Annotated in this window: 21 protein-coding genes; all 21 read left to right on the top strand. The window is 56.5% G+C overall.

All coding sequences use genetic code 11. From position 1 onward, the window contains the following. Positions 1–443, top strand: a 443-nt coding sequence (locus PSV40_RS15120) for a MarR family EPS-associated transcriptional regulator (protein WP_300539240.1), incomplete at its 5' end; no start/stop codon positions are given. Beyond that, entirely contained in the window at positions 440–1,885 is a 1,446-nt protein-coding gene (locus PSV40_RS15115) for a mannose-1-phosphate guanylyltransferase/mannose-6-phosphate isomerase (protein WP_300539238.1), read from the top strand. The genes PSV40_RS15120 and PSV40_RS15115, both read left to right, overlap by 4 nt. After that, positions 1,872–2,024 carry a hypothetical protein gene (locus PSV40_RS15110; RefSeq protein ID WP_300539237.1) on the top strand — a complete coding sequence of 51 codons (153 nt, stop codon included), beginning with the start codon at positions 1,872–1,874 and terminating at the stop codon, positions 2,022–2,024. The genes PSV40_RS15115 and PSV40_RS15110 overlap by 14 nt, the downstream gene beginning before the upstream one ends. 5 nt (positions 2,025–2,029) lie before the next feature. Next, positions 2,030–3,202: a UDP-4-amino-4,6-dideoxy-N-acetyl-beta-L-altrosamine transaminase gene (gene pseC / locus PSV40_RS15105; RefSeq protein ID WP_300539258.1), complete on the top strand. Its 1,173-nt coding sequence runs from the start codon at positions 2,030–2,032 to the stop codon at positions 3,200–3,202. A gap of 115 nt (positions 3,203–3,317) precedes the next feature. Beyond that, positions 3,318–4,094, top strand: coding sequence for a glycosyltransferase family protein (locus PSV40_RS15100; RefSeq protein WP_300539236.1), 777 nt, complete (start codon positions 3,318–3,320; stop codon positions 4,092–4,094). Next, complete coding sequence (gene pseG / locus PSV40_RS15095) at positions 4,095–5,648, top strand: UDP-2,4-diacetamido-2,4,6-trideoxy-beta-L-altropyranose hydrolase (RefSeq protein WP_300539234.1); 1,554 nt, start codon at positions 4,095–4,097, stop codon at positions 5,646–5,648. It abuts the gene before it with no gap. 1 nt (position 5,649) lies between these two features. Further along, entirely contained in the window at positions 5,650–6,342 is a 693-nt protein-coding gene (locus PSV40_RS15090; protein ID WP_300539232.1) for a hypothetical protein, read from the top strand. After that, positions 6,335–7,027: a PIG-L deacetylase family protein gene (locus PSV40_RS15085; protein ID WP_300539230.1), complete on the top strand. Its 693-nt coding sequence runs from the start codon at positions 6,335–6,337 to the stop codon at positions 7,025–7,027. Before PSV40_RS15090 ends, PSV40_RS15085 begins: the two co-directional genes overlap by 8 nt. Positions 7,028–7,039: 12 nt before the next feature. Next, positions 7,040–8,083 carry a pseudaminic acid synthase gene (gene pseI, locus PSV40_RS15080; RefSeq protein WP_300539228.1) on the top strand — a complete coding sequence of 348 codons (1,044 nt, stop codon included), beginning with the start codon at positions 7,040–7,042 and terminating at the stop codon, positions 8,081–8,083. A 34-nt stretch (positions 8,084–8,117) separates the two neighbouring features. Continuing rightward, positions 8,118–8,984: a phytanoyl-CoA dioxygenase family protein gene (locus PSV40_RS15075; protein ID WP_300539225.1), complete on the top strand. Its 867-nt coding sequence runs from the start codon at positions 8,118–8,120 to the stop codon at positions 8,982–8,984. A 26-nt stretch (positions 8,985–9,010) separates the two neighbouring features. Beyond that, positions 9,011–11,080, top strand: coding sequence for an acyltransferase family protein (locus PSV40_RS15070; RefSeq protein ID WP_300539222.1), 2,070 nt, complete (start codon positions 9,011–9,013; stop codon positions 11,078–11,080). Positions 11,081–11,406: 326 nt separating this feature from the next. Beyond that, the gene (locus PSV40_RS15065) at positions 11,407–12,339 is read left to right on the top strand and encodes a class I SAM-dependent methyltransferase (RefSeq protein WP_300539219.1); all 933 of its coding nucleotides are present in this window, start codon (positions 11,407–11,409) and stop codon (positions 12,337–12,339) included. 15 nt (positions 12,340–12,354) lie between these two features. Beyond that, a complete protein-coding gene (locus PSV40_RS15060; RefSeq protein WP_300539216.1) occupies positions 12,355–13,440 on the top strand; it encodes a FemAB family protein in 1,086 nt (361 codons plus the stop codon). Positions 13,441–13,475: 35 nt separating this feature from the next. Then, positions 13,476–13,922, top strand: a complete 447-nt coding sequence (locus PSV40_RS15055) for a class I SAM-dependent methyltransferase (RefSeq protein ID WP_300539213.1) — start codon at positions 13,476–13,478, stop codon at positions 13,920–13,922. A gap of 340 nt (positions 13,923–14,262) precedes the next feature. After that, positions 14,263–16,077 carry an ABC transporter ATP-binding protein gene (locus PSV40_RS15050; protein ID WP_300539210.1) on the top strand — a complete coding sequence of 605 codons (1,815 nt, stop codon included), beginning with the start codon at positions 14,263–14,265 and terminating at the stop codon, positions 16,075–16,077. A gap of 102 nt (positions 16,078–16,179) precedes the next feature. Further along, on the top strand, positions 16,180–16,830 hold the full coding sequence (locus tag PSV40_RS15045; RefSeq protein WP_300539207.1) for an SIS domain-containing protein: 651 nt from the start codon (positions 16,180–16,182) through the stop codon (positions 16,828–16,830). 32 nt (positions 16,831–16,862) lie between these two features. Then, the gene (locus tag PSV40_RS15040) at positions 16,863–17,387 is read left to right on the top strand and encodes an HAD family hydrolase (protein WP_300539205.1); all 525 of its coding nucleotides are present in this window, start codon (positions 16,863–16,865) and stop codon (positions 17,385–17,387) included. A gap of 28 nt (positions 17,388–17,415) precedes the next feature. Further along, entirely contained in the window at positions 17,416–18,144 is a 729-nt protein-coding gene (locus PSV40_RS15035) for a transaldolase (protein ID WP_300539202.1), read from the top strand. A 59-nt stretch (positions 18,145–18,203) separates the two neighbouring features. Then, positions 18,204–19,223, top strand: a complete 1,020-nt coding sequence (locus tag PSV40_RS15030) for an NAD(P)-dependent oxidoreductase (RefSeq protein ID WP_300539199.1) — start codon at positions 18,204–18,206, stop codon at positions 19,221–19,223. Beyond that, positions 19,220–20,227 carry an NAD-dependent epimerase/dehydratase family protein gene (locus PSV40_RS15025; protein WP_300539196.1) on the top strand — a complete coding sequence of 336 codons (1,008 nt, stop codon included), beginning with the start codon at positions 19,220–19,222 and terminating at the stop codon, positions 20,225–20,227. The genes PSV40_RS15030 and PSV40_RS15025 overlap by 4 nt, the downstream gene beginning before the upstream one ends. Continuing rightward, entirely contained in the window at positions 20,227–21,780 is a 1,554-nt protein-coding gene (locus PSV40_RS15020) for a PfkB family carbohydrate kinase (protein WP_300539193.1), read from the top strand. Before PSV40_RS15025 ends, PSV40_RS15020 begins: the two co-directional genes overlap by 1 nt. Positions 21,781–21,788 lie beyond the last annotated feature (8 nt).

Below are 21,788 nucleotides of genomic sequence, written 5' to 3'. Positions count from 1 at the left end.
TTTTCGTTGGAAATACGCGCCTCCTTCAGGCTCATACCTCGTTGGACAAGGCTCTGGCTATCCGCCAGCGACGCATATGTTTACAATGCGTTCAAGTCATGAACATATCAAAACAGACGATGGCACCCCAAGATCTGCCTTACTACCTTTTGTGCCAGCTGACCCAAGAGCCTGCTGCCAGTCAGCGGGGGCTGGCGGAACGTTTTGGGGTGAGCCTTGGCAAGGTCAATTACTGCCTGCGGGCGCTGGTTGACAAGGGGCTGGTCAAAGCCAACAACTTCAGGCGTAGCGACAACAAGATGGCTTATTCCTATGTACTCACGCCGTCCGGCATCGAGGAAAAAAGTGCCCTGACGAAAGCCTTTTTGCAGCGCAAGCTGGCAGAGTTTGAGCTGCTCCAGAAGGAGATTGAGGCGCTGCGCCGGGAAGTGGAGCGGTCGTGACGGGCTCTGGCACCCCGGGCTTTGCTGCCATTCACCCGGTTGTTCTTTGTGGCGGCAGCGGCACGCGGCTCTGGCCTTTGTCGCGCAAGGCGTTCCCCAAGCAGTTCATTCCCCTGGTGGGTGAGAAATCGCTGTTGCAGCTCACGCTGGAGCGCCTGGCGCTGCTTGCTGACCCCACTGGTGCGGGCATTACCTGTATATCTTCGGAAGACCATCGTTTCCTCGTGGCCGACGTGGCCGAGCAGGCGGGCGTTGTGGTGCGCCAGATCCTGGAGCCGCAGCCAAAAAATACTGCGGCAGCCATGGCGCTTGCTGCGCTCGCGGCCCCTGCAGATGCCTTGCTGCTGTTTTGCCCGGCAGACCACCACATCCCCAATATGCCTGCCTTTGTCACCATGGTGCGTTCGGCCGCTGCCGCTGCGCAGGCCGGGCAGCTGGTTACTTTCGGTGTGCAGCCCAGCATGCCCAGCACGGCCTACGGATACATCCAAAAAGGGCAGTCTTGCGGGGACGGGAGTTTCAAGGTTGCCCGTTTTGTGGAAAAGCCGGATGCAGCAAAGGCCCTTGAGTTTTTGGCCAGCGGTCAATACCTGTGGAACGCGGGCATCTTTCTTGTCTGCGCACAGGCGCTGCTGGATGCCTTGCAGGCCCATGCGCCGGACATTCTGGATGTGTGCCGGATGGCCATGCAGCAGTCGCAGCAGGATGGGTTGTTTACACGCCCCGACGCGCAGGTGTTTACCGGTTGCCGTAGCCAGTCCATCGACTACGCGGTGATGGAGCGCGCCGCCAATGTGGTCGTGTTCCCGTTTGATGGCGTCTGGAGCGACGTGGGTAGCTGGAACGCCGTGGCGGACTTGGCCGGCTCGCAGGCGGAAGGCAATCATGCAGGTGGAGATGCAAAAAATGCGCATCATCTGCGCTCGCGCAATACCTATATTCATGCAGGAGGCGGCAGGCCAGTGGTGGCTTTGGGGACGCAGGAGTTGTTCATCATCGACACCCCCGACGCCTTGCTGGTCGCCCATACGGGTCAATCTGAAGGCGTCAAGGAGGTGGTCGCCAAGCTGGAGGCGCTGGACGCGTCCCAGGCTGTGCAGCACCGGCTTGTCGCCCGTCCCTGGGGCTGGTATGACAGCGTCGACGTCGGTCAGAACCATCAGGTCAAGCGCATTACGGTACGGCCGGGCGCGTCTCTGTCCTTGCAGATGCACCACCATCGTGCCGAGCATTGGGTGGTTGTAAGCGGTACCGCTGAAGTCATCAATGGCGACAAGCGCATGGTTCTCACCGAAAACCAGAGCACCTATATTCCGCAGGGGCAGACTCACAGATTGACCAACCCCGGTACAGTTCCGCTTGAAATCATTGAGGTGCAGACCGGCTCCTATCTGGGTGAAGACGATATCGTGCGGATGGAAGATACGTATGGACGCGGTTGAAAAAGGGGCAAAAGAAGTGAATTCAAAACGGAAAAAACGCGCAATACATGTATTGGTAAGCGCAATCTTCCCTGCAAGCCTGATCAACACAACGCATGCGTTGGGGCTGCATTATCGTTATACAAAACGAGGTATCTGATGGCCATGATTCCCTATGGCCGCCAAGACATCAGCGAAGCCGATATCGAAGCTGTCGTCAAAGTCCTTCGTTCCGACTTTCTTACCCAAGGGCCTGTCGTTCCAGCATTTGAAAAAGCGCTTGCCGGTTACTGCGGTGCCCGTTATGCGGCAGCTGCGACCAGTGCGACAAGCGCTTTGCATCTGGCCTGCTTGGCTTTGGACGTGGGCGTCGGGGATGTGGTGTGGACAACCCCAATTACCTTTGTTGCGACCGCTAATTGCGCGGTCTATTGTGGTGCCTCGGTTGATTTTGTCGATATTGACCCGCAGAGCTACAACCTCAGCGTGGAACGCCTGGCGGAAAAACTGGATAGAGCTGAAAAATCTGGAAAATTGCCCAAGGTTGTGATTCCCGTGCATTTGTGTGGACAGCCCTGTGACATGGCCGGCATTCATGCGCTTGGCCAGAAGTACGGTTTCAAAATCATCGAAGATGCCTCACACGCGCTGGGTGGCCGATACAAGGGCGAGCCGATCGGCAACTGTCGTTACAGCGACATCACGGTTTTCAGCTTTCACCCCGTGAAAATAATCACAAGTGGGGAGGGTGGTGCGGCGATGACCAACGACCTTGCCCTTTTCGGGAAAATCGCGCGTTTACGCAGCCATGGTATTACCCGCGACGCGTCAGAGATGATTAGCGCAGCAGACGGGCCGTGGTACTACGAGCAGATTGAATTAGGTTACAACTACCGCCTGACGGACCTGCAGGCCGCCTTGGGTTTGAGTCAGATGCAGCGGCTGGATGAATTTGTGACAAAAAGGCAGTCGCTGGCGGCGCGGTATGGGGAATTGCTGAAAGACTTTCCGGCAATCACGCCATGGCAGCATGCTGATAGCTACTCTGCGATGCATTTGTACGTCGTCAGGCTGCGCCTGGATGAAATAAAAGCAAGCCATCGGGAGGTTTTTGAGCGGTTGCGCGTCAATGGCATTGGAGTAAACCTCCACTACATACCGGTTTATCACCACCCTTATTACGCTCGCCAAGGATTCAACGCCACAGATTTCCCTGAAGCCGAGCGCTACTATTCGGAGGCTATCAGCCTGCCGCTTTTTCCGGCTTTGACGCAGGATCAGCAATTGGAAGTGGTTCGACTATTGGGAACCCCCATAGGTCACCAGACGATTTTTTAGACGTGCGCGCCAAAGCCTTGACAGGTTGCGACGAATTTCCAGGCGGTACTTGCGGAGGAGCCTGTTTGCGTTGCCGTGCAATGAACCTGATCAAACTACTGGGGAGGTGTCGGGTATGAAGGTTGTTGCGCTCGTTCAGGCCCGAATGGGTTCTACCCGTTTGCCGAACAAGGTCATGAAGCCGATTGACGGCAAACCAATGATTGAGCTGCTTCTCTCGCGCCTTTCCCAGGCCGGAGAGGTAGACGAGATTGTCGTCGCCACTTCTGAGGATGCTCGGAACCGAACACTCATCGAGCATGTAAAAAAGCTGGGTTACGCCTGCGAACTGGGAAGCGAAAACGACGTTCTCGATCGCTTTGTCCACGCCGCAAAAGTACATCATGCCGACATTGTGGTGCGTATCACTGCCGATTGTCCCTTGACCGACCCCGCGCTGGTGGATGAAGTCATTCGTCGCTTTAAAGCAGCAGGTGTGGATTATTTCAGCAATGTCGACCCACCCACTTATCCAGATGGCTTGTCTGTAGAAGTTTGTAGTTTCGAGGCACTCGAGCGAGCCAGTCGGGAGACCTCCAAGCCTCATGACCGGGAACACGTGACGCCCTATCTGCGTGAATCGGGGCAGTTTTCAACTGCGGGTATGGAGCACAACGAAGACCTTGCAGCCTTGCGCTGGACTGTGGACGAACAGGTTGATTTCGTCGTGGTCGAAAAAGTATTCCAGCATTTCCATCCCCGCATCGATTTCACGTGGGGTGAGGTGCTCGATTTGCAGCGGCAGCACCCGGAGTTTTTTTCTGCCAACCGGCATTTGGTGCGCAATGAAGGCAGTACCTTGAGCATCGCGGAAAAGCTAAAACGTGCCCGGCAGAATTTACAGAATGGCTAGATGAGCAAAATGCGAATTGCAGTTCGCGTAGATGCCTCAAGTCAAATGGGTACGGGGCATCTAATGCGGTGCCTGACCCTTGCGGAAACGTTGAGCAAGAAAGGCGCCTTGGTCCGTTTCATCAGCCGGGACTTGCCTACGCATTTGCAGCTCATGGTGAGAAAGAAAGAATGTGAACTGACCGTATTGAAAAGCGGTCAGACGAATCTACTGCCGGGCAAGTTACACCACTCACATTGGCTGGGCTCTACTCAAGATGAGGATGCAAGCGAAACCGTCAATGCATTGACCGGTTGCATATGGGACTGGCTGGTGGTCGATCACTACGCAATCGATCAACGCTGGGAAACTCTTGTTGCGCCCTCGGTGAAACGCTTGATGGTCATTGACGATCTTGCTGACAGGCAGCATTGTTGTGACCTGCTGTTAGATCAAAATTTGGTCGCGGACCTTGATATTCGCTATGCCGGCAAAGTATCTGAGTCGTGTCGCCTTCTTTTGGGGCCAGAATACGCCCTGTTGCAGCGTGATTACATTGACGTTCCTGGTGATGCCGCAATTATCAGGAAATCCGTTCGTCGCATTCTTGTTTTCTTTGGTGGTGCGGATCAGCACAACCTGACAGGTCGCTGTATTTCTGCTGTTCTGGCGCTGAACCGTCCGGACATCGGGGTTGATGTGGTGCTCAGTACTGGTAGTCCCCATGCAAATGCGATTCACCACCAGGTGCAGGGGCACGGGAATATTCACTTGCACAGCAATCTTCCCAGTCTTGCTCCTTTGATGCGGCGGGCTGATCTGGCGATTGGTGCGGGAGGAGCAACAAGTTGGGAGCGTCTCCGCATGGGTCTTCCCGCCCTTGTCGTCACTTTGGCTGACAACCAGCGTCCGATAGCTGCAGAGCTTCACCGTCGCCAACTGATACGCTGGCTGGGCGATCAGGACGATGTGGATGAGCTTGATTTTTTGAGGGCTTTGCGCGAATTGACTGCGCATGGAGTACTTCAAGACAAGTTTTCAGACGGCCGGCAGGTTGTTGATGGCAAAGGTGTCGATCGGGTTTGGGGGGCAATGACTGTTACCTCTATCCTGCCTATGCGCATTCGCAAGGCTGCCATTGCAGACGAAGCGATATTACTGGAGTGGGCCAATGACCCTGTAACCCGGGCCAATGCATTTTCCGGCTCGCAGATTACTTCGCAAGCGCACAGGCAATGGCTTCTTGGCCGCCTGGAAAACATCACTGGTTGCCGTATTTATGTTGTCGAAACGGGTGAGGGTGAGGCGCTTGGGCAGGTGCGCTTTGAGCTTTCGGAGGCTGTCTGGGTTGTAGACTACTCACTATCGCCCGTTTTTCGTGGACTTGGTTTGGGACGCCGTTTGTTGGAGGTCGCCTTGTCGCAGCTTCGGAGCGAAGAGGCCGATGCCATCGTTTTCGGCGAGGTCAAAGCGGGGAATTTTGCATCCCGGAAAGTGTTTGAATCTCTAGGCTTTTCTGTCCTGAGCGATGAGCCGGCAACCGTGAAATACATTTCCGAGGTTAAAAGTTCTTAATATGGCTCGGTCAGCAATCGTTATCGCCACGCCGCACGCACGGCACGACGATCTGGAACAGCGGGTTCGTGACGATTTGCCGGGCTACGAAGTTGTCCGGGTGAGGTCTCGTGAAGACCTGACCTTCAATACCCTGGAGAAGATAAAGCCGATTTTTGTGTTCTTCCCCCATTGGTCGTGGTTGATTCCCGAGGATGTTTATTCAGGTTTTGATTGTGTGATTTTTCACATGACAGATCTTCCGTACGGACGAGGTGGAAGCCCTCTGCAAAATCTGATCGTGCGCGGGAATTGCGACACCATGCTGTCAGCATTCAAATGCGTTAAGGAACTGGATGCCGGGCCGTTGTACTTGAAGCGGCCACTGTCTCTCGTGGGGACGGCCGAAGATATCCTGCAGCAAGCGGCAGATTTGACGGTAGAGATGATTGTCGAAATTGTGGAAAAACGACCACCGCCGCTGCCTCAGAAAGGCGATGTTGTTGAATTCAAACGTCGGCGGCCTGAGGATGGAGACCTCTCGCGGCTAGAGGAGCTCAAGCAGGTGTATGACCATATTCGTATGTTGGACGCCGTTGGTTATCCGCAAGCCTTCCTGAAGACTGGATCTTTGCAGTTTGAGTTTTCCGGGGCCCGAATGAACGAAGAGTTCATCGAAGCAAAAGTGCGAATCAGGAGAAGGTCCAATGAATAATTCGGTCGCTGTTGTGGCCGCGCATCCCGACGATGAGGTGTTGGGATGTGGCGGCACGTTGGCGCGCATGGCCAGCGAGGGCCGTGCCGTTCATATTTTGTTGCTGGCTGACGGCGAGAGTTCACGACCTGAAATCCCGGATCGAGGCTCAGATGCGAACAAGATGGCAGCACGTAAAGCCGCTGCCGAGAACGCCTGCAAAGTACTGGGCTGCTCTACCGTGGAAATCCTGATGTTGCCCGACAACCGGTTGGATAGTTTGGTACTACTTGATGTCGTCAGGCAAGTCGAAAAATTCCTGCTGCGCCATCAGCCTTCGACTGTATTCACGCATCATGCCGGCGATGTCAATGTTGATCATCAGGTGGTGCATCATGCCGTCATTACCGCATGCCGGCCTTTGCCGGAGTACCACGTCAGGGAGCTGTTGTTTTTTGAGGTGCCTTCTTCCACCGAATGGCGGCCCGCTGGTTCCGCGGCGCCGTTTGTTCCAAACTGGTTTGTCGACATATCGGCGACCATGGCCAAAAAACTGAAGGCACTTGAAGTCTACGAGACTGAGCTCAGGGCATTTCCGCACCCTCGTTCACTGCAAGCGGTTAGCGCGTTGGCGGCGTGGCGCGGGGCGACCGTCGGCGTGGATGCTGCTGAGGCATTCATGTTGGGACGCAAAGTCATTGACTAAAAGCAGGTTTTTATGCGAATAGCAAATCGAATAATTGGGCGGGACGCCCCTCCCTTTGTGATTGCCGAGATGTCAGGTAACCACAACCAGTCATTGGCGCGAGCGCTCGAAATTGTCGAGGCTGCAGCGAAGACCGGCGCGCATGCGCTGAAGATCCAGACCTACACACCGGAGACCATGACGCTTGATCTGGACGAGCGCGAGTTCCACATCAGCGACCCCAAGAGTTTGTGGACTGGCACTTCACTCTACAAATTGTATGGTAAGGCCTATACGCCATGGGACTGGCATAGACCGATTTTTGACAGGGCACGCGAACTGGGCATCATCGCCTTCAGTACGCCATTCGATGACACGGCGGTGGACTTTCTTGAAAGCCTGGATGTTCCCTGCTACAAAATCGCCTCGTTCGAAAACACCGACCTGCCTTTGATAAGGCGGGTGGCCGCAACGGGCAGGCCGCTGATCATTTCAACCGGCATGGCCACGGCAGCCGAGCTTGATGAAACCGTTCGCGCCGCGCGTGAAGCCGGCTGCAGTGATCTGGTGCTTCTCAAGTGCACCAGCACTTACCCGGCGACAGCGGCCAATACAAACATCCTGACCATTCCGCACTTCAAGGATCTGTTTGGTTGCGAGGTGGGGCTGTCGGACCACACCATGGGCGTCGGCGTGTCGGTGGCCAGCGTTGCACTGGGCGCTACCGTTATAGAGAAACATTTCACGCTTAGCCGTGCAGATGGCGGGGTCGACAGCAGCTTTTCGATGGAGCCCGCTGAAATGGCCCAACTGGTGGTGGAAACCGAACGCGCTTGGCAGGCTATGGGACAGGTAAGTTACGGCCCGACCGATGCCGAAATGAAATCGCTTCAGTTTCGCCGCTCACTGTATGTGGTGAAAGACCTGAAGGCGGGTGAGGTGCTGACGGTGGACAATCTCCGTGCCATCCGGCCTGGCCTCGGGTTACCGACGAAATACATCAGTGTATTCATGGGTAAAAAGGTCGCGCGGGATGTGAAACGCGGCACGGCGCTGGACTGGGATATTTGCGGATGAAGGCGGTGGCCGGCATTTGCCTGAAGGAACAAAAGTGAACGCTTCTGAAATTCTCGAAAACTACAAAAGAGACGGCTATGTACTGGTCAAGGGCCTGTTCAGTCCATCCGAAACTGCCGGCTTCAAAAATACGATTGCAGAGCTCACGAGGATGTCGGGTTTGGACGGCGACGCACTCAGCGCCGCGCCACTGCGTTCCATCATGCTTGAGGACCGTATCGTCAATGTATTGAAGATTCTCCTTGGGCCAAAAGTGGTCTACTTCGGCGACAGCACTGTTCGCTATGACGCTAATGAAGGCTCCAGGGGGTTTCACAAGGATTCGCTCGGCGACTTCGAAGACCCGTCCAGCACCGATCACCCCGTTCTGCGCATCGGCCTTTACATGCAGGACCATGTGCGGCATAGCGGCGGCCTGAAAGTCCGGCGTGGTTCCCACCGGCATGCTTTCCTGGGGCGTAGCAGCCTCAAGCGGTTATTCTCTTCTGCGTCACCGCATGGCCCGCTCAAGCTCGCATCATTCCGTTTGGGAAGGGCTGTCAACCTTGACACCGAACCCGGTGACCTGGTGATCTGGAACCACCGCCTTTTTCACAGTGGCTATGCCGTGCGGCTGAAGGCCTTTCCGGGCTTGTGCATCAACCCGCGTTTTGAAAAATACATTCCGAAATCGTGGACGCGACCCTATGAAGGTCCGCGAGCCGTCATGTTTGCATCTTTCGGCGCGCCTTCGGTGAGCCTTGATCGCTTCATCAAGGACCGCGCGGAGCATCCATCGAATGTTGCCCATTGGCCGGCCTGCCACTTTGATGATCCCGAGATCATCCAGCTGTGCAGGGAAAAAGGCATTGACCTGCGTTTCGACGGGCTGGAGAAAAGCCGTCAGCGCAAGGCCGCCTGACGCGGCGTGCCGTCAGACCGCATTGCATGCTGACTCCGACCCATGCCCCGCAGGAAGCGGACATGGCATATCGCCCGGACATTGATGGCCTGCGCGCCTTGGCGGTACTGGCTGTCGTGGCTTTTCACGCCTTTCCCGAGCGTCTTCCCGGTGGCTTTGTCGGCGTCGATGTTTTCTTCGTCATTTCCGGCTTCCTGATTTCGAGCATCATCATGCGCGGCATTGAAGGGGGTACCTTCAGCTACCGCGACTTCTATGCTCGCCGGATCAGGCGGATTTTTCCTGCGCTGATTTTTGTGTTGCTGGTAACGCTCGGCCTGGGTCTGACCCTGTTGCTGCCTGACCAGAACCTGCCGTTGGGCAAGGAGGTGATGGCGGGCGCCCTGTTTTTTTATAATTTTCTTGTCCTGCGAACGACCGACTACTTCGATACGGCGGCCGCGCAAAACACATTGCTGCATCTCTGGTCACTTGGCGTCGAAGAGCAGTTTTACATGCTCTGGCCAGTGGCGCTTGTTCTTGTCTGGAGGTTGAAGCGTCACCGTTCCGTTGTCATCGCAGCGCTTGCGCTTGCGTCCTTCCTGCTGAATATTGTCCTTGTCGAAACGCACCCTTCGGCTGCGTTTTACCTGCCGTTCACGCGGTTCTGGCAATTGCTTTGCGGCGCGCTGTTGGCCATGGCTGCATTGCAGAGTAACCCGATCCTGCAGTCACCGCAAGGAAGCAGGCCGCTTCGCCAAATCGTCTCGCTCGCCGGCATGGCGTTGATAGTTGTTTCTATTGCAGTCGTGACAGATGGCGTGGCTTATCCTGGGTGGCCCGCCATCATGCCGACACTCGGCGCGGTGTTGCTGATCGCAGCCGGCCCCGGCGCATGGATCAACCGGCATTTGCTGTCGCAGCCGTCCGTGGTGTTCATCGGACTGGTGAGCTACCCGCTCTATCTCTGGCACTGGCCCGCGCTTCATTGGGCGCCCCTGATCGCAAAGCGGGTTGATCTGCTGGCCCTCCACACGCTGATCGTCGATGCCCTGGAGTTTGCCGGCTCCGACAACAGCCGCAAGGTTGCCGGGTGGGTCATCCAGCGCGGCCCGAAGATGGCTGCTTTGCTGGTGGCGTTTGCTTTGGCGGTGTTCACTTACCTCGTGATTGAAAAGCGGGTCAGGACGTCCCCGAACCGAAGCCGGACAACCCGAAGCCTGTTTATCGCACTTGTTATCGGCATTCCCGTGCTGGCAGGGGCACAGATGGCCTTCATGCAATACAAAATGAACGGTGCCGGCCGTGGCGAGTTCTTCAAGCGGTACGACATGTCGTCACCTAACTCAGCTTACCGGCGCACCACCGTTGCCGCCTACCGGACCGACTGCAGCGTTTACGGCGGGCCGGGTGACGTCAAGCCGACGCTGGACGCGCCCTGTATTGTTCCCGCCGGCAGTCCAATCGTGTTGCTGTGGGGCGACTCCCACGCGATGCATTTGAGGCCGGGGCTGGATGCGCTCCAGCGCCGCAGGCAGAGCAACGGCAAGTCTTTGAACATCCTGCAGGTCACCAGTGGTTCATGCCACGCGGCCATTGAACAAACTGACCGCACGACGGAGGAAGCGCGGGGCTGCAATTTGGCCAATGAGTTAGCTTTGCAGACGATTGCCAAAGTCAAACCCGACGTTGTCATCATCACGCAGGCGATCGGCCATGCATCCACCAACTGGCCGGACCTGGTCGCTGAAGTTTCCCGCCGGGGTGCAAAACACGTCATCGTGGTCGGACCGGTGCCGCAATGGACAGAGTCGTTGCCGCAACTGGTGGCGTACCGGTACTGGCCGGCTCCCCCCGCGCGGCTTCAGGATCATTTGCAGCCGGAGATGTTTGCGGTAGACAGGCAGTTGCGCCGAGATATCATCAACACGCCGACGACATCGTATGTGTCGGCTATTGATTTTTTCTGTGACCAAAACAGGGCATGCCTGGTTAGCTTGGGTCCTGATCGCCTCGACCTCACCACCCACGACTCCGGTCACCTGACGCCTGCTACGTCCCGCGCGTTCGCAGAAGGAAAACTCGGTGCGGCTATTGCCGCGTTCATCGACAATTAACAGGCTGGGTGATGTCGGTCCTCTGTACTACTTATTTGATAGCTATAAATGTTGTGTCTATTGGGCTGCAGGCACTTTCCCTTCCTGAGCAGCCGAATGGCAGGTCTTGAAATATCAAAAACTGGACCTTTCTTGCTTTTGGGGGCCAAATCTGCCTTTAGTCATTTATCCAAGGCCATGTAGCCATCTATTTGATGAAAATCTTGCCGGGCTATCGCAATGCGTCGCGGTTTGCCGGAGCAAAGTCTTGGGTACGATAGGCTGCAATTTCGCGGGGGTGGTGGGCGCCCTCCAACAACAAACACATTAGAGGAGCTGGGCGGCAAATGGATCATGGCGATGCGGTAAAAAACAGGGGCGACCTCCGCGCCCTGATTCTGGAAGTAAGGGCTGCCTATGCGCGCGGTGAAAACGCCATGGAGTTTCTGCGCAAGGCAACCGGTGATGCCAGCAACTCCGTGGTCTCGACACTTCTGGCGTATGACCTGCAGGCCGGTTCGTATGTCGCCGGCGCCCGGGCAAATCCGCAGGGCCGCGAGCGCTGGTGCGGCCAACTCGCACAACTGCTTGCCCCTTACATGCCGGCACAGGGCTCCATCCTTGAAGTCGGTTGTGGCGAAGCGACTACCTTGGCTGGCGTGTTGAAGGTGCTCGGCACGGTGCCTCAGCATGCGCTGGGCTTTGACATCAGCTGGTCGCGCTGCAGCGAAGGACTGGCATGGCTGACGGAGAACGATGTGACCGCCAGGCTTTTTGTTGCTGACCTGTTTGAGATCCCTCTGGAAGATTCAAGTGTCGATGTGGTCTACACCTCGCATTCGCTGGAGCCCAACGGCGGTCGGGAAGAGCAGGCCATCGCTGAACTTCTCCGGCTGGCTAGGCATGCAGTCGTGCTGGTCGAGCCTATTTACGAACTGGCCAGCCCGGCGGCGCAGGCGCGCATGACGCACCACGGCTATGTGCGGGGCCTCAGGCAAACGGCCGAGCGCCTCGGCGCAACGGTCAAGGACTATCGCCTGCTCGAACACATAGAAAACCCGCTCAACCCCAGCGGCGTGTTGGTACTTGAAAAAGGTAACCGACCTGCACAAGCCGCTGGTCCAGCGCCGGCGTGGCGTTGCCCTTTGACCGCAACGCCACTTACCGATGTCGGCGATGCCCTTTTCAGCAAGGACTCCGGTCTCGCCTATCCGGTCCTGCGCGGTGTGCCGCTGCTGACGACGGCGCACGGGGTCGTGGCTTCGAAGCTTGGTGTTTGAGGCAACCGCGAAACCATGGAAAACAAATCAAGTGCTGCTGCCCAGGCTTTTGATTCAGCGCTGAAGCAGTCGGGGCTGGAGGCGAGGTACCGCCGCGACGTTGTCAGTGACTGGAGCAGGGTGTCTGATCGCGTCGACTACCTGCCGGTCAAATATTCCGGCACGTCTATCGACTACGACTCTTCCTACTGGATTGGCAACCGAGCCGACTTCACTGATGTATCGCTGCTTATCTACTACGACAAGCAGCCCGCCGCTATCTGGCCACTTAGCGTCATGGGTGGTGAAAGCATTGCTTTTGGCTCCTGCGGTGGCATGCTCCTGCCCCCGGTGTTTGATCAGCGGCTGGCGCTGAGGTCGGTAAAAAAAGTGATTGCAGGCTGCCTGGATTTTGCAGACTTTTTTTGCCGAGAAAATGGCGTACCTGCTTGGGAAAGCCGGGAGTCCTTTTCCGCCAAATCCGGCTTGGGTGAATGGCACCTACAGGCGATGCAGCGCGGCGCCGAGGCGACGCTCAGGCATGACATCTTTGTGGACCTGTCGATGGACATCGCTGCCATCAAGAACCGCTTTCGCAAGAGTTATAAGTCGCTTATCACCTCCGGCAAGCAGCATTTCAATGTAGGCGTGCTGGGCGCGGAGGGTAATACAGAAATTTGGCAGGAATTCAGGGCGCTGCACCTGGCCGCCGCGGGGCGCGCCACCCGGTCGGAGGAAAGCTGGGACCTGCAGTACCTGACTCTGCTCAAAGGCGAAATTTTCCTGGTGCACCTGAAGGATCACGGTGACCGCATGGTGGGTGGTGCGCTGTTTCACGTAACCCGCGATGAAGGTTATTATTCGGTCGGCGCTTACGACCGGAACCTGTTTGACAAACCCATTGGCCATGTCATCCAGCATGAAGCCATTGAAGAGTTGAAACGCCGTGGCGTTCGGTGGTACTTCATCGGCGGCCGTCCCTTTCCGGCAGAACCACCGGCTCTGAGTGACAAGCAGAAGGCTATTGTGCTGTTTCAAAATGGTTTCGCAACCCATACATTTCCGCGACTGATTCTCAAAAGATCTCTGGATTCAGCGGTTGCGGATTTGGCTGAATCTTGAAGCCATGTATATCCGAGTAAGAAAAAGGCTGTCCGATGCTTCTTGAAAAGATCAAAAGAAAAGCGTTTGACCTGGACGACTGGTTCTTTGAGAAAACCAATGGACTGGACCTCGGTGGGGTAGTGCCGCATGCGGCGTTGACGTCAGACCATACGGAGGCGGTTTTTCACGCTACCTCTTATTACGCCGTTTGGTGCCGGAATCTCCGGGAACTGCTGGATGAGGCACAAAAGACAGGATTGGTTTTTAAAAACTTCGTCGATCTTGGCTCGGGGAAAGGCAAAGCGTGTTTTTTTGCAGCCAAACAAAAAAGATTTCAGGGGGTTATCGGAATTGAATTTTCGAGACCTATTTTTGCAATAGCGCAGGCTAATAACAGCAGGTTTTCGCGTCCGGAGGTTTCCTTTGTGGAAGGTGATGCTGCCGCATTTATTTTGCCGCAAGCTACAAATCTTGTTTTTATGTTTAATCCTTTTGACTAGGTGATCCTGGAAAAATTTATCTCCATCAATCTTGAGCATTTCAAGACACATCAGTCCGTCATTGCTTACGCGAATGATGTGCATAAGGCCACGCTGGCGACTTTTGGTTTCCAGGTGGTCTTCCGTAACCAGACAAGAAAGATTTCCTTGCACCAATTGCCGTAGTGCGCGGCTCAAGCTGTATTGCCTCCGAAAGAAAGCCGGCGTTATAATCCGTTCAATTGATGAACAGACTCGGCTTTCCGGGATCATCCAGGCATTTTGGGACTTGGAAATCAGTTTGGCGGATCCTGCTGGGTGCAGGCTGCTGTGATAAAACATGGGCGCCTGCCCCAGGCAAATGACATCAAACACAGCAAATAGCCGGGTCGCTGCTTCGCTGCTGAGGCTGTGGCGCCACAACAGCAAGCGCCGTCAGTACCAGTTCCTGTTGCTGATGGTGTTGACGCTGGTGAGTGCATTTGCCGAAGTCGTCAGCTTGGGCGCGGTATTGCCCTTTCTTGGCGTTCTGACGGCGCCCGAGCGCGTCTTCACTTATCCGTTTGTCGCTGACGTGGCGCGGGCTTTGGGCATCGCCTCGGCAGACCGCCTGGTATTGCCTTTGACGCTGGCCTTCGCGGCTGCCGCATTGGTGGCGGGCGTGTTCCGCATTTTGTTGCTGTCAGTCAGTACCCGTCTGGCGTTTGCCGGCGCTGCCGACCTGAGTCTGGAAATGTACCGCCGCACGCTTTACCAGCCCTACAGAGTGCACCTCGCACGCAACAGCAGTGAAGTGATCAGCGGCATCACCAATAAAGTCGGCAGCGCGGTGACCGTGTTGTTGCAGTTCATGACCTTGGTCAGCTCGGTCGTGCTGCTGGTTGCCGTAACCGCCGCGCTTGTAGCCATCGACCCGCTGGTGGCATTGGTTGCGACATTCGCCTTCGGTGTGAGCTATGGCCTGATTACCTTGCTGTCGCGCCGCACTTTGCTGCGGAACAGCCAGCGTATTGCTTACGAGCAGACGCAGGTCATCAAGGCTCTGCAGGAGGGACTCGGCGGTGTGCGCGATGTGCTGCTCGACGGCGCGCAGCCCGTGTACTGCGATATTTACCGGCGGGCCGACCAGCCTCTACGGCAGGCGCAAAGCAAAAATGCCATCATCAGCCAGGCACCCCGCTATGCCATGGAAGCACTGGGCATGGTGCTGATCGCTGCGCTGGCGTATGGGTTGAGCCAGAGAAGTGGCGGAGTGGCCAGCGCCTTGCCCGTGCTGGGTGCCTTGGCGCTGGGCGCGCAACGCCTGTTGCCTGCACTGCAGCAAGCCTATAGCGCTTGGGCAACCATCGTGGCAAGCCAGGCATCCCTGACAGATGCACTTGACTTGCTTGACCAGCCATTGCCCGCCGAGATGCTGCTGCCTGCTCCCGCGCCGCTTGCCTTTGGCGACAGCATCCGTTTTGAATCAGTGCGCTTTCGATATCTGCCAGGCGGCCCCTGGGTTCTTGACGGCCTGAACCTGGTCATTCCACGCGGCAGCCGGGTCGGTTTTGTCGGCAGCACGGGCAGCGGAAAAAGCACCGCGCTCGACTTGCTGATGGGTTTGCTTGAGCCATCCGAAGGTCAGCTTCTGGTCGACGGCCACCCCGTCACCGGTCCGCGGCTCAGGGCTTGGCAGCGGACCATCGCCCATGTGCCGCAGAGTGTTTACCTGGCGGATGCCAGCCTGGCTGAAAACATCGCGTTTGGCGTGCCTGCCGCCGATATCGACATGACCAGGGTTCGGCTGGCGGCACGGCAGGCGCAGATAGCCGATTTCATTGAAAAGGGCGTTGATGGCTATGAAGCCATGGTGGGCGAACGAGGCGTGCGGCTTTCAGGCGGGCAGCGCCAGCGTATTGGCATCGCCCGTGCGCTCTATAAGCAGGCCAGCGTGCTGGTTTTTGACGAGGCCACCAGCGCCCTAGACAGCGCCACAGAGCAATCCGTCATGGAGGCGATAGAAGGCCTTGACCGAAACCTCACCGTTCTACTCATTGCCCACCGTCTGACGACGGTGCGCCGCTGCGACACTATCGTTGAGCTGGGAGGTGGCGGGGTTATTGCGCAGGGAAGCTATGAGGTCCTGATTCAAAATAGCCCGACTTTCCAGAAAATGGCGCACGGAAATGGTTGAGAAAAACCTGCTTTTTCCCTTTGCAGTGTCCCGAGTTGCACACCGGGGCATCCATTACAATACCTGCACCTTGCCGAGGCGCTCTGGCGTAATGAAATCGGTTTGAGCCTTCGGGTTTTCAATATCGTATTTTTTCCTCTGCCCACTTGCCCCGAAACTTACCCATATCAAATGCATACGACAAAATACTTTGAAGAAGTTACGCAGGTTGCCAAAGCGATTGACATTGCAGCCATTGAAAAGCTGGTGGCTGAACTGGTGGCCTTGCGCGATCGTGGTGGGCGCCTTTTTCTGCTGGGTGTTGGGGGCAGCGCTGCGAACTGCAGCCATGCAGTCAATGACTTTCGCAAACTCTGCGGCATTGAGGCCTATACGCCGGTTGACAACGTGTCGGAGCTCACCGCGCGCACCAACGACGAAGGATGGGACACGGTTTTTGCCGCTTGGCTGCGCGTCAGCAAGGCCAATAAGAATGACGGCATTTTTGTGTTTTCAGTGGGTGGCGGCGATGTCGAGAAAAACGTCAGCGCCAACATCGTTCACGGGCTGAAGGAAGCCAAGTCCCGCGGACTGACCATCATGGGAGTTGTCGGCCGCGACGGTGGCTACACCAAGCAGGTTGGTGACGCGGTGGTGGTCGTGCCGGTGGTTGACGCATCGCGGATCACACCTCACACGGAGGCATTCCAGGCGGTGGTGTGGCATTGCCTGGTGTCCCATCCCGATCTCCAGCAGATGGCGACGAAATGGTAAGCGTGGCTCCGTCCATCTGACAGGTCAACAGCGTGAGGCGGGCAGTTTTCCTGGACCGTGATGGCGTCATCAACCGTGCAGTTGTGCGCGACGGCAAGCCCTATCCACCGGCTGCGCTTGAAGAGTTTGAATTTCTCCCTGGGGTTGAGGCCACTTCCCGGGCGCTTCGTGATGCAGGTTTCTTGGTGGTCGTTGTGACCAACCAGCCCGATGTGGCGACCGGCGTGCAAAAGCGTGAAGTGGTTGAGGCGATGCACGGAAAATTGCGCGCGGCAGGTATTTGCGACGACGTGAAGGTTTGTTACCACGTTGATGCAGACAACTGCGATTGCCGCAAGCCCCGGCCTGGCATGCTGATTGAGGCGGCGGGCGAGTGGCAAATTGATCTGGCCAGGAGTTTTATGGTGGGTGACAGGTGGCGTGACGTGAATGCCGGAAAGGCGGCAGGTTGCCACACCTTTTTTATCGATTACGGCTACAGGGAAAAGCTTGACGAGGCGCCTGATGCGATCGTCATGTCGCTTGAAGAAGCCGGTCGACTGATTCTGGAAAATTGACTAACGATAGAAAAGAACGGTTTTAAAAATGAGCGCAACAACAAATTTGAAAGTCAAACTTTTTGCCGACGGCGCCGACCTCGCCGGCATCAAGGAGATGTACGCCAACCCGATGATCAAGGGGTTTACCACCAACCCGACCTTGATGCGCAAAGCTGGCATCCAGGACTACAAGGCTTTTGCGCATCAGGTGCTCGAGGCCATCCCCGACCGGCCAATTTCGTTTGAGGTGTTTGCCGATGACTTTGACGAAATGGAGCGCCAGGCTCTTGAGATCGCATCTTGGGGAAAGAATGTCAGCGTGAAGATTCCCGTGACCAATACCCGCAAGGAATTTGCCGGCCCCCTGATCGAGCGGCTTTCCAAGGCCGGCGTCGCGCTCAACGTGACCGCGTTGACAACGCTGGATCAGGTACGGAATGTGACAGCCCGTCTGGCGTCAGACGTTCCTGCCATTATTTCGGTATTTGCAGGACGCATCGCTGACACCGGGCGCGACCCGGTTCCGCTGATGGCGGATGCCGTGAGGATCATGCGCGACAAGCCAAAGTCGGAATTGATCTGGGCCAGTCCTCGTGAGCTCCTCAATATTTTCCAGGCTGACTCTGTCGGCTGTCACATCATCACGGCAACCAACGACATCCTTAAAAAGCTGTCTCTGGTCGGCAAGGACCTGGATCAGTACTCGCTTGAAACCGTGCAGATGTTCTACAAGGACGCGCAGGCCGCTGGCTACAAAATCGCTGTCAAGGGCTGATGCAATCCCGGTTGGCTGCTTCTTTGGCCGCCTTTCTTTATCGCAATAGCAATTTGTAAATGGGCAAAGATATGAACAAGAAGGTGCTGGTTATTGGTGGTGGTGGTTATTGCGGCAGCCTGCTGGTGCCTCAGCTGCTTGAAGAGGGCTGGGAAGTTACTGTCTTTGACATTCTTGTCTGGTACGGCAGCGAACATTTGCCCAAGGGTAACCCCAGGCTGAAAATCATCCAGGGTGATGTGCGCGACACGGCTGCCGTGGCGGCCGCCTGCGCTGGTAACGACAGCGTCTTGCACCTTGCCTGCATCTCCAATGATGCAAGCTTTGAGCTTGACGAGCACCTGTCGACGTCGGTCAATCTCGACTCCTTCGAACCGGTGGTAATCGCTGCCAAAAAAGCTGGCGTCAAGCGGTTTGTATTTGCGTCGTCGAGTTCTGTTTACGGCGTGTCTGATTCGCCGGACGTCACGGAAGATCACCCGCTTGTGCCCCTCACCCTGTACAACAAGTACAAGGGTATGTGCGAGCCGCTACTGCTCAAACATACCAACGAAGAATTTGTCGGTGTGGTCTTTCGCCCGGCGACGGTCTGCGGCTATGCACCGCGGCAACGCCTTGACCTTTCCGTGAATATTTTGACGAATCATGCAGTGAATAAGGGGAAAATTACGGTGTTCGGGGGGGCGCAGCTCAGGCCCAACCTTCATGTGCAGGATTACGCTGACCTGTGCAAGCTTTTGCTCACGGCTCCCGACGAAAAGATTGCCAACCAGGTGTTCAATTGCGGCTTTCAGAATCTGAGCATCATGGACATCGCCAAGGCGGTGAAAAAAGTCGTTGAAGAGGAGTTTCCGGAGAAAGGTGACATTCCGATCGTGACGACAACCTCGGACGACCTTCGCTCGTATCACATCAACTCCGGAAAAATCAAGCGCGCGCTTGGCTTCGAGCCAACTCATTCGGTTGAAGACGCTGTGCGAGACCTGTGTGAAGCGTTCCGCAAGGGCAAGTTGCCTAACAGCTTCGAAGATGACCGTTATTACAACGTTCGCACCATGAAGGCTGTCGGCGCGAAATGACGGGCCGCCCAGTCGCCGTTGTCACGGGCGGGGCCGGTTTTATCGGCAGCCACATGGTGGATCTGCTGCTTGAACGCGGCTTCGCCGTGCGCGTGATTGACAGCTTGATTGGCGGCCGGGAAGAAAACCTGGCGCATCACAGAAGCAATCCCGACCTGCAGGTTGAGTTGCGCGACATTCGCAGTTTCGCGCCCGACGATGCACTGTTCACCGGTGCCAAATATGTCATCCACTTTGCCGGCATCGGTGATATCGTTCCTTCGATAGAACGGCCCATGGAATACATGTCCGCCAACGTGCAGGGTACCGTGCACATGCTTGAATGTGCCCGTCACGCCGGCGTGGAAAAGTTCGTTTATGCCGCATCTTCTTCCTGCTATGGCCTGGCAGACGTGCCGACCCGGGAAGACCACCCTATCAATACCGGTTACCCCTACGCGCTTTCAAAGTACCAAGGGGAGCAGGCCGCGTTTCATTGGCACCAGGTTTACAAGCTGCCAGTGAATTCCATACGCATCTTCAATGCGTATGGCACGCGCTCCAGAACTTCTGGAGCCTACGGCGCCGTGTTTGGCGTATTCCTTCGCCAGAAGATTGCCGGAACGCCGTACACAGTCGTGGGGGATGGCACGCAGGCGCGTGACTTTCTTTATGTAACCGACGTGGCGCGTGCATTCCTGGCGGCTGCGGAAACGTCGCGTACCGGAAGCGTTTACAACCTGGGCGCAGGCAACCCGCAGTCGGTCAATCGCCTTATTGAGTTGCTGGGTGGGGACGTGACGTATATCCCCAAGCGCCCGGGTGAACCCGACGTGACCTGGGCAGACATCAGCCGCATCACCAGTGAACTGGGCTGGCGGCAGGAAGTCAGCTTTGAGCAGGGCGTAGCCAACATCGTGGCCAACATCGACTATTGGCGCAATGCCCCGCTGTGGAATCCCGGGTCGATTGCCAACGCCACCAAGACCTGGTTTGAATACATGTCCCCCCAAGGAAAAACCTGATGGACTCAGCGAGCAAGCACCTCTTTTCGCACAAGATCATGTCGGCGCAGCAGATTCGCGATGCTATCGGCCAGCGCCCGCGGCAGAAAAAAGTGATCATGTGTCACGGCACGTTCGACGTGGTTCATCCCGGTCATGTGCGGCATCTGCTGTATGCAAAGACCAAGGCTGACGTCGTGATTGCCAGCCTGACGGCGGACGAGCACATCAAGAAGGGCAATATGCGTCCCTATGTGCCCCAGGATCTTCGCGCCATGAACCTCGCTGCGCTGGAGATGGTCGATTACGTGGTGGTGGACAGCGATGCGACACCGCTTAAAAATCTCGCCATCATCCAGCCCGACTATTTTGCCAAAGGTTACGAGTACACCGCAGGCGCCGTGCACCCCAAGACGCAGGAAGAAATTGCAGTCCTCGACAGTTACGGCGGGGAAGTCATCTTCACCCCAGGCGACATCGTGTATTCGTCGTCGGCACTGATCGAGTTGGCGCCACCTTCCATTGCCGTCGACAAGCTGATGACGCTGATGGAGGCTGAGGGCGTGAGCTTTCAGGACTTGCGCGACACGCTGGACAAGCTCAAGGGCCTTCGCGTCCACGTTGTCGGCGACACCATTGTCGACAGTTATACCTATTGCAGCATGATCGGTGGCATGACCAAAACGCCGACCATGAGCGTGCGTTTTGAAAGAAAAGTCGACTATGTCGGCGGTGCCGGCGTAGTGGCCAAACATTTACGGGCCGCCGGTGCGGACGTGACCTTCTCGACGGTGCTGGGCAATGATGCATACAAGAGCTTTGTGCTGGACGACCTCAAGGCGTTTGGCGTCCACTGCCTGCCCATCATTGACGAGACACGGCCCACGACGAATAAAAACGCCATCGTCGCCGAAACCTACCGCATGCTCAAGATCGACACCCTCGACAACCGGTCCATTTCTGACAGGATTGTTGAGCAGTTGAAGCGTCAGATCGCCGACGGCAACAGCCAGGCCGTTGTGTTCAGCGACTTTCGTCACGGCATGTTCAATCGCGGCACGATTCCCTCCTTAACCTCGGCCATTCCAGAAGGCGTTTTTCGGGTAGCCGACAGCCAGGTAGCCAGCCGGTGGGGCAATATCCTGGAGTTTCAGAACTTCGACCTCATCACGCCCAACGAACGTGAAGCACGGTTTGCGCTTGGGGACCAGGATTCGGTGGTCAGGCCGCTGGCGCTTGAGCTGCTCAATCGCTCGGGTTGCGGCACGCTGATGCTCAAGTGCGGTGAGCGCGGCATCATCACCTATCGCTCGACTTTGCCGCCAGGTGATCCGCGCGCATTCTTCAGCATTGATACATTTGCCGGCCACGTGGTCGATGCAGTTGGCGCGGGCGACGCCTTGCTCGCCTACTCAACGCTGGCACTGGTCGCTACCAAAAACGATGTCATTGCCTCGATCCTTGGCAACATGGCTGCGGGCGTTGAATGTGAACATGACGGCAACTGGCCTGTCACACCTGAACTGGTACTGAAAAAGATCGATGCGGTTGAAAAGCAGGCCAGGTACGAGTAACAAAATTG

Source organism: Polaromonas sp. (assembly GCF_029945925.1).
Taxonomy (GTDB): Bacteria; Pseudomonadota; Gammaproteobacteria; order Burkholderiales; family Burkholderiaceae_C; genus Polaromonas.
Note: the sequence above shows the minus strand (reverse complement) of the source record. Positions and strands in the feature narration are given on the sequence as shown.

Excerpts from the sequence above, each read along its gene's own strand:
- PSV40_RS15025 (WP_300539196.1), top strand. The coding sequence starts at position 19,220 with ATGACGGGCCGCCCAGTCGCCGTTGTCACGGGCGGGGCCGGTTTTATC.
- PSV40_RS15110 (WP_300539237.1), top strand. The coding sequence starts at position 1,872 with ATGGACGCGGTTGAAAAAGGGGCAAAAGAAGTGAATTCAAAACGGAAA.
- PSV40_RS15070 (WP_300539222.1), top strand. The coding sequence starts at position 9,011 with ATGCTGACTCCGACCCATGCCCCGCAGGAAGCGGACATGGCATATCGC.
- PSV40_RS15090 (WP_300539232.1), top strand. The coding sequence starts at position 5,650 with ATGGCTCGGTCAGCAATCGTTATCGCCACGCCGCACGCACGGCACGAC.
- PSV40_RS15085 (WP_300539230.1), top strand. The coding sequence starts at position 6,335 with ATGAATAATTCGGTCGCTGTTGTGGCCGCGCATCCCGACGATGAGGTG.
- PSV40_RS15060 (WP_300539216.1), top strand. The coding sequence starts at position 12,355 with ATGGAAAACAAATCAAGTGCTGCTGCCCAGGCTTTTGATTCAGCGCTG.
- PSV40_RS15055 (WP_300539213.1), top strand. The coding sequence starts at position 13,476 with ATGCTTCTTGAAAAGATCAAAAGAAAAGCGTTTGACCTGGACGACTGG.
- pseC (WP_300539258.1), top strand. The coding sequence starts at position 2,030 with ATGATTCCCTATGGCCGCCAAGACATCAGCGAAGCCGATATCGAAGCT.
- PSV40_RS15020 (WP_300539193.1), top strand. The coding sequence starts at position 20,227 with ATGGACTCAGCGAGCAAGCACCTCTTTTCGCACAAGATCATGTCGGCG.
- PSV40_RS15065 (WP_300539219.1), top strand. The coding sequence starts at position 11,407 with ATGGATCATGGCGATGCGGTAAAAAACAGGGGCGACCTCCGCGCCCTG.
- PSV40_RS15035 (WP_300539202.1), top strand. The coding sequence starts at position 17,416 with ATGAGCGCAACAACAAATTTGAAAGTCAAACTTTTTGCCGACGGCGCC.
- PSV40_RS15050 (WP_300539210.1), top strand. The coding sequence starts at position 14,263 with ATGACATCAAACACAGCAAATAGCCGGGTCGCTGCTTCGCTGCTGAGG.
- pseI (WP_300539228.1), top strand. The coding sequence starts at position 7,040 with ATGCGAATAGCAAATCGAATAATTGGGCGGGACGCCCCTCCCTTTGTG.
- pseG (WP_300539234.1), top strand. The coding sequence starts at position 4,095 with ATGAGCAAAATGCGAATTGCAGTTCGCGTAGATGCCTCAAGTCAAATG.
- PSV40_RS15100 (WP_300539236.1), top strand. The coding sequence starts at position 3,318 with ATGAAGGTTGTTGCGCTCGTTCAGGCCCGAATGGGTTCTACCCGTTTG.
- PSV40_RS15030 (WP_300539199.1), top strand. The coding sequence starts at position 18,204 with ATGGGCAAAGATATGAACAAGAAGGTGCTGGTTATTGGTGGTGGTGGT.